Here is an 11706-nt window from a genome sequence, read left to right as displayed (position 1 = left end):
GCTGGCACCCGTCACGAGAAAATCGCATGCACCTGATCGACCGCTTCGGGTCCGTAGCCAACCGCGCCCACGGGGACGGCGCCGTTGATCGCCTCGATCACACGCCCGGCCCATACCGGCCCGAATCCCCCGCACAGTTCAATCAGCTGCACTCCCTCGCCCACCAGGCGGCGCGCGGCCTCGATGCACTCCTCGGGCTTCTCCACCCCGACGAACACACTGCGGCACGTACCCGTGTCCACGACGCTGACATCGCCACCTGCCGCGCTGCCGTCCGCCGTGTAGATGAACCCCCAGTGTGTAAGCGCCATACGTATCAACCTCCTGTGATCGTCAGAGCCACCAGCCAAGCAGAGCCAGGGCGGGAATGGCCTGGAACGGAGACAAGCCGTGAGTGATCTACGCCGCACTCCGGATGCCCGCACCGTCCGAGTACAGCAACACGGCCCGCTAGCGCATAATCCGCCGGACAGCTTCTAGTAGTGCTTTGTTAGGTGGTGTCGTAGGGCTGCCATGGGATGGTCTGCCGGCAGGTGGGGCAGGTGCCGGTCCAGGTGGCGATGAGGTGTTGGAGGAGGTCCAGGGCCTGGTAGAGGGTCAGGCCCTGGCAGGGGCTTTTGGGCAGGTCCGCTGTTCGGTGAGGAACAGGTGGGCGGCGGTGACGAGGGTGACGTGGCGGTGCCAGCCGGTGAACGAGCGGCCCTCGAAGTGGTCCAGGCCCAGACAGGTTTTCAGTTCGCGGTAGTCGTGCTCGATCCGCCAGCGTGACTTCGCCAGGCGGACAAGGTCCTTGGCCGGGATGTCCGCGGGCAGGTTCGAGATCCAGTACTTCACCGGCTCCGCTTCGCCGTCGGGCCACTGGACGATCAACCAGGCGAGGGGGATCGTTCCGTCGGCGGCGGGTTTGGGCCGACGGCCCGCGAGGCGGACTCGCAGGAGCACGAAGTGCGAGCTCATTGCCGCTTTCGATCCCTTGCGCCAGGTCAGCGTGCGTCCCGCCCGTCGGCCGGCGGCCAGCACGTGGTCGCGTAAGGAGAGGGGCCGGGTGCGGTAGCGGGGCAGCGGCCTGGGCCCCAGCCCGCCGTATGCGGGCTGGTGTGGTTCGGCCTCCTCGCCGTGGGCGGTCATCTCCGCTTTCGCCTGCAGGACGTAGGCCAGTCCCCGGTCTTCGAGGCCGTGGCGGAAGTCCGCGTTCGCGCCGTAGCCGGAGTCCGCAACCAGTGCGGCGGGCCGCAGACCGATGCCGTCTAGTTCATCGAGCATGTCCAGCGCGAGCTGCCACTTGGGGCGGTGGTGCTCGGTATCGGGAATCTTGCAGGCTCGCCTGCGGGCCTCGGCTTCCGGGCTGTCCCAGCTCGCAGGTAGGAACAGGCGCCAGGACAGCGGGCAGGAGGCCGTGTCCGTGGCGGCGTGGACACTGACGCCGATCTGACAGTTGCCGACCTTGCCCAGGGTGCCCGAGTACTGGCGGGCCACCCCGGGCGAGGCGGTACCGTCCTTGGGGAAACCGGTATCGTCCACGACCCAGACCTCGGGCCGCACCGCGGCCACGGCCCGCCATGCGAGCCGGGCTCTCACGTCCTCGACCGGCCAGCTCGAGGACGTCATGAACTGCTGCAACCGCTGGTGATCGATACCGAGGCGTTCGGCCATCGGCTGCATCGACTTCCGCCGGCCGTCCAGCAACAGCCCCCGCACATACAGCAAGCCCTTCTCACGCTGGTCCCGCCGCACCAGCGGCGTGAACACCTCGGAGACGAACTCCTCCAACCGGACCCGAACCGCAGCAAGCTCCCCAGCCCTCACACCAACCAGCGAACTACCAGACACCCAACGTGACAAGACCAGCTAACAAAGCACTACTAGGAGGCGCCTCTCAGTGCGTCGACGAGACCTTCGCGGGTCATGTGGGAGCGGCCGGGGATGTCGGCGGCTGCGGCCTTCTTGGAGAGGTCGGCTTTGGTCAGTTGGTCCAGATCGGGCTTCGGCGCGGAGCTGATCCGCTTCATGCCCGCCGGCTTCTTCGCGCTGCCCGCCCCGGAGCCGCCACGGGCTCGTGTGGACGTGGAGACTTCTCCGTCTTGGTGTCCTTGGGGCTGCGTACCCGGTCGACACTGGCGCGCAGGGCTTCCATGAGGTCGACGGCGCCGGTGGGCTTGGGGGCGGGCTCGGCGTTCTCGACCGTCTCGCCTGCTTGCTTGGCCTGGATCAAGCTGGCGACCTTCTCCCGGAAGGTGTCGTGGAACTGGTCGGGGCCCCGCTTCATCGACATGGCCTCGATGAGCTACTCGGCCATCTGTGTACTTCTTTGGCGGTGCCCTGGTGCCCTTGGCCTTGCCGGGCAGGCCGGCTAACTCGTCCTTGGGGGTTCGGATCTCGTCGGCCCAGTGGAGGGTGTGCAGGGTCAGGAGGCCGTCCTCGGCCTTCACCGCGACCAGGTACTCGTACTGTCGCATCACGAACGTCGCGATCCCTGCTCGGCCGGTCTTGGCGAGGGCCTGTTCGAGGAGGCTGTAGACCTTCTCGTACTCCTTGCCGCGCGGGCCGAGGTGGTAGGTCTTGTCGAAGAAGATCGGCTCGACCTCTTCCAGGTCGACGACGCCGATGATCTCCAGGGCCTGGGAGCGGCCCGGGGCGATCTCGTCGAGTTCCCTCGGCTCGACGAGGACGTATTCCGCGCCGGTGTCGTAGACCGTGACGATGTCGCCGAGGTCGACCTCTTTGCCGGTCCGTTCGTTGTCGTTGACCCGTCGGTTGCGGATCCGGTCGGAGGTGCCGCGCTGGAGCTGGTGGAAGTGGATCGTGACGCTGTCGGTGGCCGTGGATAAGGCCCACGGGCAGACTGACCAGCCCGAATGATAGGTTTCCGGCCCCTGCCGGTCGCGCCATGGCCCTCACCGCCTTCCGCTCACGTCCTGGACTTCCAGCTCACCGCCTGCGGGTGGTTGTGACTGAGTGAGATAGCTGGCCCTTGAGCGCGCTAGTTGGCTCCTGAGCGTGATAGTTGACCCGCAGGGTAGCGGGTAGATCATCCCGATCGGGCTGCCTTCTACGCTGTGCGCGGCCAGGGCGGCGGCGGTCGCGAAGCCGGCCGCGGCGGTCAGACGGTGCGGCACGCGATGCACCCGTCGCACGGGTGACACGTGGAACCAGGGGTTTCCGGCCCCGCAGCCACAGCTGTACTGGCCAGCGTAACGATTCGACCCTGGCCGAAACGGCTGGAGGGGCGAGCAGGGCAGCCCGCAGCATCGGTGAGGAAGACAGCGGCGGCAAGGCAGCCCATGGCTCCACCGCCGCCCCGCACACCCACCACCTACAGGAGAAGCCATGCGTACACGTACCCGGCTCATCGGCACGTTACTGGGTGCCGCCCTGCTCGCAGGCGGCACCGTCACCACCGCCGCGGTTGCCGCGCCGCAGCCTGCGGCTCCCTCGGCCACCGAATCCGTCTCCGACGTCACGTCCACGCTCCCCGGCTGGCGCAACACCCAGCGGCGGTATCCCAGCGAGTCTTCCTGTGCCTGGGCGGGCCAGGCTGCCTGGGAGAACGACCCCCGGGTCACCGAGTGGGACTGCCGCGAGGTCGAGCGGCCGAAGCGCTACGAACTCTGGCTCAACGTGGTCTGACGGGACGGCGGCCGGCCCAGGACGTCCTGCGCGCACCCGTCCACGGGGGGTGGGTGCGCACAGCCCGGTCTTAGTGCAGCTTCCAGGTGAACTTCCCGCCGCCCACCCAGCGGACCGCGTCCGGGTCGTCCAGGTCGTGGATCGTGATGCCGGCGGCCGCGGCGAGCAGGATCACGTCCGTCATGGACTTCGCCGTGCCGAACAACTCGCCGTCGATCTCCACGAGGCGGAACGGCGTTGACACGCCTGGTGGTTCGGGGTGCGTGTGGTCTTGACTCCGCGGAGTCGCACTCGGGGTCGATGCCGCGAAGGCGGCCCGCGAGTACGTCTTCAGCGATGAGGGGCAGCGCGACCTTGGCGACGGATTCGCCCGACCGATCCGCGACGCACACGTTGAGCTCGATGAGGACAAGTTTCTGCCGATTGAGCACTATGCGGCCGTACAGCGGATCAAGAATGCCGGGGCGTGGGTGGCCACGGTCAAGAAGCTTCCTCAGATGTGGCAGGAGCAAGTCGTCGGCGCGATGAAGCAGGCCATCGCCGCACAGGGTCGCCGTTCCGGGCAGTTCATGCCTTTTCGAAGGCGTCCCCGGGGCGAGTCGCATCACGCGCTCGGTGCCCTATGCCCTGGCTGTCGACCCCTGCCGGCGGCTGCTGGCTCTCCTTCGCAGCGCGTACGAGAGGGCCGGCGGCATACCCACGGGGTCGGCAGCAGCCTCACGGCCGCCCGGTGAGTTTGGCTGGGGGCGCGCCCCCAGCCAAACTCCATGCCGATCCGTTCCAGACAGATCTTCCACATCAACGAATCCGCACGGCTGAGTCTGGCGCCGAACGGCGAGCCGGATGGTCTGAGCGTGAAGTTGACCAGAGGGACCCATTCATGAGGTTCCGACCGCTCTTCCGTGATGGCTACACCTGGAGAAGGGGGCGGGGCTGAGGTTGGGTGATCGGATGGAACGTATCGAGGTTGAGTTGTTGACGGATCCGGGGAACGACGCGGTAGTCCGCCTGCCCCAGCGAAACTTTCCGGGTGTGCTGATCCAGGGAGACTCCCTGTCGATCATCCGCACGGACGTCGCCGAAATCGTAGAGCTCTGCGGCCAGGGCGATGTAGTTGAAGCCCGCGAGGCGGCGGCCCTCCTCCTCTCCAACCTCGACGAGCTGCTGGCCCGCTACACGGAAGCTCTGAAGGCGCATGACATACCCATCCCCTTCTACCAGGGCCCTTGACCGCCCGGTTGCAGCCTGCCGCACCTGCAGCACGTGCTGAGGAGCGGAGATTGCGGAATCGTTCCGCCAGGGGATCACGTCGCCATGAAGGCGGAGAGGCTCAAAGACGTCCTCTTCCCCGGCTTGGACGTCGTCGCCCCGCCCCATGCCGCTGGAGGGCCCAGGGCCGCGCACCCGCCCGTCCGGCCCCGACGATGCGGTGAGCGGATGGCGTATGTAGTCGCTGGCCGATCGGGGTCTGGGGGCTTGCAGGTGTCTGGAACCCCTAGCAGGGAGCCGCCGCTCCTCTGCCAATGCAACTCGACTGTTCCGTAACAGTTGTAATGGGGCACCGGACCTTCTGTGTTCCTTGATCATCCCCCGTACTCCAATGTGCGGGCGGGCCAGCGGACCGCGGGGAAATGAGGGGGAGGCGGGGGACTATGGAGAAAGCGGGACAGGTCGCGGCCTGGCTGGCGATCGCGCTCGTAGGGCTGTTCGCGGGGGTGATGTCGGCCATGGAGGTGAGCGGGGCGCTGGAGCGGGAGCGGGAGTACCGGGCTTCCCCGGTCTGCGCCTCCGTGCCGGTGACGGCGTCGGCATGTGTGTGGGAGCAGGCGTTCACGGTGCGAGAGCGCCGCCAACGAGGGCGACGATGGGAAGGAGCCGGCGGCGACGTTGCTGCTCCCGAGCGGCAAGCCTTGGAGTGTGGCGTTCCGTAGCACCGGTCCGGTGTTGTCGCGGATGCGGCCGAGTGACCCGGTTGTCGGCGTGGTCTGGCACGGGGGCATCGTCGAGGTGCGGGATGCCGGCGGGCTGCGGCAGCAGACGACGTTCGGCCCGGTGGGGTGGCCGGCGGACCGGCTGGGTGGCGCTCTCGCTTTCATCTCGTTCGGTCTGACCGCCCTCGTCGGCTCGCTGTGGGCCATCGTCAAGCGCCACGACCGGCGGCACCAGCGCGCAGCAGCCATGGTGCGCTGGCACGGCGTCGCCCTGGGAGTGACCGCCATTCTGTCGGTGTGGGCGCAGTTGAACAACAACTGGCCCATGTGGGCGATCTGGGCGATCTGGGCGATCTGGGGGCCGCTCGCACTGGTCCTCCTCGCCACGATGGTGGCTTCCGCCATCGCGGCGCTCCGCAGCAACGGGGAGGGCTACGGCCTGTTCACCGAGCCGCCGGTCCTTCCGAGCCCGCCTGCCCGACCGGCGGCCCGGGAGAGCTCGGTGGCCCCGGGCAGCGGAGGCCTGCCGCGTGAATACCGGATGAGCAGGGGCAGAAGGAACGGGCTCCTGGCCGTCCTGGTCGCCAAGGCGGCCCTGCTGCTGTTCATGGTGTGGAGCGAGGACATCCCGCCTTTCTGGCTTCAGCTCGGCACGAGCGTGCTCGTGGTGCCGACCGTGATCGTCTGCTTCGTCCGCGTCCCGCGTACCGCCACCCTGATCGACAGCGCCGGCATACGTGTCCGAGGAATCACCCACACACGGCGGGTGGCCTGGGAAGACGTCCAGGACATCAGGGCCGAACCGGTGCGGGGGTCCGACGGCAGCTTCGTACCCCGGGTGGTCGTATACGCCTACCTGACAGTCGGCGGGCGCAAGCTGCTCAAGCATGTGGACGACCAGGAATACGACGTCGACCGCGAGATCGCCGTCCTGCGTGCCGCCTGGGCCGGGCTCCACCGCAGGACACCGCGCCGGACGTACCGGCCGCCTAACCGTCCGGCGGCCCTACCCGGCGATGCGATCAGACGGGGGCAGGACTGCTCGACCAGGTCCGGCACAGGTGTGGGCTTCTATGTGAGGGGTCAACCGATGCCGAACCGCTCGTACGCCTCGCGGCTGCCCTACGGGCCGCGGCCCTGGCCACCAGTCGGATCCGTGACCGCCGGACGCCGGCCCCGCGACGCACCGAGGGGACTGGGTGACGGAAGAACCCGGCGACGGCCGCGAGGGGGTTCTCCGATGAGGAGTTGGAGGCTCTGCAGTCGTTCCATCGGTCGGTAAGGATGAGCTGATCCGCTGCTTCGTCCTTGCCCCGGCCGGTAGAAGGTGATCTCGCCCAGGTCGCGGATGCAGGATGCGAGCTGTTTGGCGACCACGATCAGGGCGAAGTTGACCAGGGTGGCGCCGTGCAGATCCGTTCGGGCTGTCCCAACTATCGATCGCCTTGCGGCAAGCCCCTTGCGCCTGTGACGATGGCGCCCTTCATCTTCGGGGCCGCAGTCGAGGAAGCGCTGAAGGCAGCGGACCGGCCGGAGCGTGGTTCCGTCAGTCGGCACCTCCGTCAGGCGATAGATCTTGCCTACGCGCTTCACCCAGATCCGGTGAAGGCGTACAGAGAGGCGCGAGGCGATCAAGGCCGTGGAATGTGCCCAGCACGACACCCCTCCAGCCGAACAACCGCAGGGCGACCCTGGGCACGATGGAGGGCGAGCTCCCGCAGCTCCAGAACGAGCTCCGCAGCGCGATCACCGGCCCGAACGGTGGCGAAGGCTTTGAAACGGCCCTGAAGATGACGACGTTGCTGTGGGAGGGGCAGACCAGCCGGCACGGGGCCCGCGACCGGACGCGCGACGAGACGCCCGAAGCCGCCAGGATGACCGTGCACCTCGCTGCGACCCTCGTCCAATGGTTCGCGTCGGGAGCCACCAGCAAGGCCTGACGGCCGTTCGCCCGCCAGATCGGTGGGCGAGACGGTTCGCCATGTGCCGCGGACATCACCCACACGGACTCCTGCGCCACAGGCGAGCGGGTCTCGCTGGGAGCGGTCAGCGGGAGGCGTAGCGGACCCAGGCGTCCGTGAGGTCCTGCAGTGCCGCCGGTGTGGCGTGGCCGCGCTCCAGGTGTGCGGTGAACGTCTCCAGCCGGTCAGGGACCGCCAGACCAGCCGGAGGCGGCCGTGCAGGACGGCCGTCGCGCGGCCATCCGCCCGAGGGGCGCGCGGGCTTGTCAGAGGCGCCCTGCGGGGCTTGGTCGGCACGGTGGCGGCATTGGGTTCAGGGACGGCGGGCGATCCACGTAGTGCGGGTGGTGCGCACGCTCAGGTCGTCACGCCGCGCGACGCTGTGCGGCTGCTCTTCGTCCAGCAGGACGTCCATGGCGGCCAGGTCATCCGCGTCGAGGACTTCCGTGGCGTGGAAGCACAGCTTGGCCAGAGAGCCCTGGGCGTAGGCGTTCAGGGACGGACCTGCCTGCGTGGCGTCGAGGCGGATGTCGAAGGGGCGCCGCTCCTCGAGGGTGAACCCGGCGTCCCGGAGGTGGCCGGTCCATTCGTGGGGCGGCTCGGTGTTCGTGGCGGCGTGCAGGCGGGCCTCCAGACCGGGTCGGCCGACGCCGGTGTCCTCGGGTAGGTACAGGGGGAAGAAGTCCATCTCGGTCACGGCGATGAGCCCGCCCGGGTGCAGCTGTTCGAAAGCCTGGGCGAAGGTGCGGGCGGGGTCGGCCACGTGGTGCATGAAGGCGGCGGCCCAGATCAGGTCGTACGGCCCGCCCTCACCGATATCGGCCCAGGACTCGTCGACGTTCGCCTCGACCGTGCTGATCCGGTCGGCGACCCCGTGCGCAAAAGCCTGCTTGCTCAGGCGGTGCAGCATCTGCGCAGAGATGTCCACGGCCGTCACGTGCGCCGTGGGGAACCGGCGGGCCAGTGCGAAGCTGCCGGTGCCGGGACCGCTGCCCAGGTCCAGGATCCGGGCCGGAGAGGGGTCGGCGAGTTCGGCGAGCCGGCCGGTCAGTTCCGAGAAGTAGGAAGCCAGGACTTCGCCGTCCAGCTCCAGCAGCTTCGCCAACGCGACAGCGGAACCCGCCGCCGGCTCGTGCCCGATATGACCGCCAGTGTCGTGGTGTGTGTTCATGCTCCGACGGTAGAACGGCCCTTGCTGCCGTGGCATATGGTCTTGCCGGTGGAGCAAGAATCGACGTTGGACGCCACCGTCAGGATGCGGATCAGGTCCCTGCGCAAGGCGCGGGGCTGGTCACTGGACAACCTTGCGGAGCGGGCGGGCATCAGCCCCTCCCAGCTCAGCCGCATCGAGACCGGTCACCGGCGCCTCAGTCTCGATCAGCTCACCGCCATCGCCGAAGCGCTGGGCAAGTCCCTCGACGAGCTCGTCGAATCCCCGACGACTCCGATGTCGTCATCCGGCCCGAGCGCGACGAGCGCCGCGGCCTGACGACCTGGCTGCTCAGCAAGGACGACGGACCCCACGGCCCGACCGTGGGCAAGATGCGCATCACCGACCAGGCCGGCGACATCAGCCCCGACGACCTGGGCGTCCACCCCGGTCGCGACTGGTTCACCGTGCTATCCGGCACGGTGGTCCTCTACCTCGGCGAACGCGTCATACGCGTCGAGGCCGGACAAGCCGCGTCCTTCTCCACCATGACCCCCCACGCCCTGCGCAGTGACCGCGGCCCCGCCGAGATCCTGATCATCCTCGACCACAACGGAGACCGCCGGGGCGGCATCCACGGAGGGTGAGAATCTCCCGTGGCGGCGGTGCGGGGTCGACGAACAACCCTTCAACACCCGGGCACCTCCCCCAGAGCTATTCCACGCCATCTTCGTCCTCTGAACCAGGAGGTACTTCGCAGGAAAGCCCCGGCCCCACGTGGCGTGATCTGCGACGCGCACCCAGCCCCCGAACATGCGAGCAACCTTCGCGCCTACGATACGGACCCGCCTGGCCCGGGGAGGGCTGAGGACAGCTACTCGCCCTCAATCACCTCTCGTCGACGGCGCTCAGATCGCGCAGGGGCCGCAGGCCACCGGGCAGCTCCGGTAGTTGGAAGGAGTACCGGCCGAGCATGTTGACGTGGTGCCGCACGAATGGGAAGAGGCCAAGTTCCTCGGTGACTCGTGTCTGGTTCTCAGCGGGTTCGTCCGGTCGACACTTCGACCACACCCGTGGCTGCGGTGCAGCAATCATGATCTATCACTGTGGATCACGGCTTTCTCGGAACGCCGGGACGGGGTTCGTCGCTCATGCCTTCCAGGCCGCGCTCGAGGAACCTCCGACGCCCGGTGCGGACTGTCTCGGAAGCGATCCCGAGACGGCGCGACACCTCCGCGATCGAGTGACCGCGAGCGCACTCCAGAACGATCCGTGACCGCAGGGCCAGGACCTGAGCGGTCGTGCGACGCCGGACCCAACCCTCCAGCACGGCCCGCTGGGCATCGGTCACCAACAACGGCGGAATCTTCGGTCCAGGACGACTCGCACTGAACCAACAACGAATCTCTGACTCAGGTCACGAGACGCGGCCTCTCATGGCAGTCGACGCCGTGGTGCATTAGAACGTGCGCCACTCCGCCCTGACGGCCACCGGCGCGTACAGCGGACCGCCGCACGCCCCCGGAGTGAGCTCACGCGCCGTCCACGGCATGGAGAATGCCCAAATCCCGACGTCCCCCGAATGGCCACAACGCAACACGTTTCCCATCCGAACCACCCATCACGCACATGGCGTTTCCATCGGATGAAATTCGCCATGACCGTTTGGAGTGGGAGCACCCCGCCAGGCGGCCTCTTTCATGCGATTCCCTCGGTCAGATCAAGCACAAGAGGGCACTGACCTGCACACCTTATTGTTGATCATGAAAAAATGTCAGGGGTCCCTTGGGAATGTATCAGCACCTCTGTGACGCCCAGCATCCCCATCCAATAGCCGTCGAACTGACGATGTTCGCCGTCGCGCACCCACCTTTCCCAACCGTTCAAGGCTCCGTTAACTAGGAAAGGCGAGAGGGAGTCCCGGCGGACTGGCCCTGAGAAAGCAGGCCCGCCAGGACTCCCTCATCCGGACTGCAGCACGGCGCACGTGAGCAGCCCCTGTCGGCATGGTAGTGAAGTGGCGGCGAGCCTGCACCTATGGGCTCACCGCCGCAGGAAGCCGGGCAGACAGAGACTTCTGTGAGCAGTGCAGCAGAGAGTGCCAGGAGTGAAACGCAAGCCTCCTGACGACACAAGTGAATCGCGCACTGCCAAGAGAACACAGGAGCCGAGAGTGTCCGACGCCATGTCTGCACGGTGGAGCAAGGCAGAAGAAATCACCTTCATCAGCAGCCTGCTGTGCCTTATCAGCAGCATCGTGCTGGCAATCGCCGGGGCGATCACCCACAACATCTACTACGGCAGCGTGGGCGCCGTGCTGATGGTCGCCGCCGGCATCTGCGTGAACGTCTGGATCCGCTTCCGCGACGAACGCCGTGCCCTGGAACAGAGCCGTCGCGCCGCCGAGGACCAGGCGGGGGGCAACGGGCCGGTGCAGGAGTGAACGCCTCCGCGGTGTCGTGGCGCGCGGAGCGGCGGCTGCCGCCAAGAGAAGATCAACGACGCACAGAAACAAGGTCGAGGGTGATCCGGGCGATGTTGCGCTCCGCCCGGTCCAGGGCCGCGTAGTCGCCGAAGAGGGCGACCGCTGCCGTATTCCAGGCCAGTACGTCCATGCGCCGGCCCATCACCATCGCCGGCATGTCCACCAGATCGTCCAGCAGCCTCTGAAGCATGGGGCGCACGCGTTGCGGCTGGGCTTGGCGCCGGGGCACGTTCCGGGCGGAGGACTGCGATCGGGCGAGGCGGTGCAGGTGCCGTGTGGCATCCCCGTCCAGCCGAAGTGCGCGGGCGAGGGCGTCGAGTACCGCGCCCGAGGGGTTGGGCACGCGGCCCTGTTCCATCCGTGTGTAGTAGTCGACGCTCACTCCGGCGAGCTGTGCGATCTCCTCGCGGCGCAGGCCTGCGACCCGGCGCCGGCCTCCGAAGTCCGGCAGGGCGACGTCTTCAGGGTGCAGGAGGGCGCGGCGGGTACGGAGGAATTCGCCCATGTTGATCGCTGTGCTCATACGACGATTGTGGCCGGTCGTGACGGGTG

The 11706-nt window shown here is 67.8% G+C and carries 14 protein-coding genes and 2 pseudogenes; 7 read left to right on the top strand and 9 right to left on the bottom strand.

The window, feature by feature from the left end:
* Nucleotides 1-11 precede the first annotated feature (11 nt).
* The 5 genes and pseudogenes from OG594_RS44615 to OG594_RS44595 all read right to left on the bottom strand — a co-directional run.
* Nucleotides 12-311, bottom strand: a complete 300-nt coding sequence (locus OG594_RS44615; RefSeq protein WP_266608305.1) for a DUF6506 family protein — start codon at nt 309-311, stop codon at nt 12-14.
* A 286-nt stretch (nt 312-597) separates the two neighbouring features.
* On the bottom strand, nt 598-1806 hold the full coding sequence (locus OG594_RS44610) for an IS701 family transposase (protein WP_266608304.1): 1209 nt from the start codon (nt 1804-1806) through the stop codon (nt 598-600).
* Nucleotides 1807-1862: 56 nt separating this feature from the next.
* Nucleotides 1863-2009 (bottom strand): hypothetical protein, encoded by a 147-nt coding sequence (locus tag OG594_RS44605; RefSeq protein ID WP_266608303.1) that lies wholly within the window; start codon nt 2007-2009, stop codon nt 1863-1865.
* Entirely contained in the window at nt 2006-2272 is a 267-nt protein-coding gene (locus tag OG594_RS44600; protein ID WP_266608302.1) for a hypothetical protein, read from the bottom strand. The genes OG594_RS44605 and OG594_RS44600 overlap by 4 nt, the downstream gene beginning before the upstream one ends.
* A 151-nt stretch (nt 2273-2423) precedes the next feature.
* Nucleotides 2424-2801: pseudogene (locus tag OG594_RS44595) on the bottom strand (Ku protein); the annotation flags it as partial.
* A 526-nt stretch (nt 2802-3327) separates the two neighbouring features.
* Between OG594_RS44595 and OG594_RS44590 the strand changes: the two are divergent.
* A complete protein-coding gene (locus OG594_RS44590; RefSeq protein ID WP_266608300.1) occupies nt 3328-3627 on the top strand; it encodes a hypothetical protein in 300 nt (99 codons plus the stop codon).
* A 70-nt stretch (nt 3628-3697) separates the two neighbouring features.
* Here OG594_RS44590 and OG594_RS44585 read toward each other — a convergent pair whose 3' ends face one another.
* Nucleotides 3698-3871, bottom strand: a complete 174-nt coding sequence (locus tag OG594_RS44585; RefSeq protein WP_266608298.1) for a hypothetical protein — start codon at nt 3869-3871, stop codon at nt 3698-3700.
* Nucleotides 3872-4578: 707 nt separating this feature from the next.
* On the opposite strand from OG594_RS44585, the gene OG594_RS44580 reads away from it, so the two are divergent.
* From OG594_RS44580 to OG594_RS44565, 4 genes are all read left to right on the top strand, one after another.
* On the top strand, nt 4579-4857 hold the full coding sequence (locus tag OG594_RS44580) for a hypothetical protein (protein ID WP_266608296.1): 279 nt from the start codon (nt 4579-4581) through the stop codon (nt 4855-4857).
* Between the two features lie 422 nt (nt 4858-5279).
* Nucleotides 5280-5558 carry a hypothetical protein gene (locus OG594_RS44575; RefSeq protein ID WP_266608295.1) on the top strand — a complete coding sequence of 93 codons (279 nt, stop codon included), beginning with the start codon at nt 5280-5282 and terminating at the stop codon, nt 5556-5558.
* Between the two features lie 49 nt (nt 5559-5607).
* A complete protein-coding gene (locus OG594_RS44570) occupies nt 5608-6840 on the top strand; it encodes a hypothetical protein (RefSeq protein ID WP_266608293.1) in 1233 nt (410 codons plus the stop codon).
* A 364-nt stretch (nt 6841-7204) separates the two neighbouring features.
* Nucleotides 7205-7498, top strand: a complete 294-nt coding sequence (locus OG594_RS44565) for a hypothetical protein (RefSeq protein ID WP_266608291.1) — start codon at nt 7205-7207, stop codon at nt 7496-7498.
* Between the two features lie 334 nt (nt 7499-7832).
* Here OG594_RS44565 and OG594_RS44560 read toward each other — a convergent pair whose 3' ends face one another.
* On the bottom strand, nt 7833-8690 hold the full coding sequence (locus OG594_RS44560; protein WP_266608289.1) for a trans-aconitate 2-methyltransferase: 858 nt from the start codon (nt 8688-8690) through the stop codon (nt 7833-7835).
* 84 nt (nt 8691-8774) lie between these two features.
* Between OG594_RS44560 and OG594_RS44555 the strand changes: the two are divergent.
* Nucleotides 8775-9316 (top strand): annotated as a pseudogene (locus OG594_RS44555) (helix-turn-helix domain-containing protein).
* A 464-nt stretch (nt 9317-9780) separates the two neighbouring features.
* Here OG594_RS44555 and OG594_RS44550 read toward each other — a convergent pair.
* Nucleotides 9781-9999: a helix-turn-helix domain-containing protein gene (locus OG594_RS44550; protein WP_266608880.1), complete on the bottom strand. Its 219-nt coding sequence runs from the start codon at nt 9997-9999 to the stop codon at nt 9781-9783.
* An 843-nt stretch (nt 10000-10842) separates the two neighbouring features.
* On the opposite strand from OG594_RS44550, the gene OG594_RS44545 reads away from it, so the two are divergent.
* Nucleotides 10843-11112, top strand: coding sequence for a hypothetical protein (locus tag OG594_RS44545; protein ID WP_266608288.1), 270 nt, complete (start codon nt 10843-10845; stop codon nt 11110-11112).
* Nucleotides 11113-11164: 52 nt separating this feature from the next.
* On the opposite strand, the gene OG594_RS44540 is transcribed toward OG594_RS44545, so the two are convergent.
* On the bottom strand, nt 11165-11677 hold the full coding sequence (locus OG594_RS44540) for a helix-turn-helix domain-containing protein (RefSeq protein ID WP_266608286.1): 513 nt from the start codon (nt 11675-11677) through the stop codon (nt 11165-11167).
* Nucleotides 11678-11706: the final 29 nt, after the last annotated feature.

This window comes from Streptomyces sp. NBC_01214 (assembly GCF_026340975.1).
Lineage (GTDB): Bacteria > Actinomycetota > Actinomycetes > Streptomycetales > Streptomycetaceae > Streptomyces.
Note: the sequence above shows the minus strand (reverse complement) of the source record. Positions and strands in the feature narration are given on the sequence as shown.

Bases quoted from the DNA above. Each gene is read 5' to 3' on its own strand.
- OG594_RS44615 (WP_266608305.1), bottom strand. From the start codon at position 311: ATGGCGCTTACACACTGGGGGTTCATCTACACGGCGGACGGCAGCGCG.
- OG594_RS44605 (WP_266608303.1), bottom strand. From the start codon at position 2,009: ATGAAGCGGATCAGCTCCGCGCCGAAGCCCGATCTGGACCAACTGACC.
- OG594_RS44600 (WP_266608302.1), bottom strand. From the start codon at position 2,272: ATGTCGATGAAGCGGGGCCCCGACCAGTTCCACGACACCTTCCGGGAG.
- OG594_RS44590 (WP_266608300.1), top strand. From the start codon at position 3,328: ATGCGTACACGTACCCGGCTCATCGGCACGTTACTGGGTGCCGCCCTG.
- OG594_RS44580 (WP_266608296.1), top strand. From the start codon at position 4,579: ATGGAACGTATCGAGGTTGAGTTGTTGACGGATCCGGGGAACGACGCG.
- OG594_RS44575 (WP_266608295.1), top strand. From the start codon at position 5,280: ATGGAGAAAGCGGGACAGGTCGCGGCCTGGCTGGCGATCGCGCTCGTA.
- OG594_RS44560 (WP_266608289.1), bottom strand. From the start codon at position 8,690: ATGAACACACACCACGACACTGGCGGTCATATCGGGCACGAGCCGGCG.
- OG594_RS44540 (WP_266608286.1), bottom strand. From the start codon at position 11,677: ATGAGCACAGCGATCAACATGGGCGAATTCCTCCGTACCCGCCGCGCC.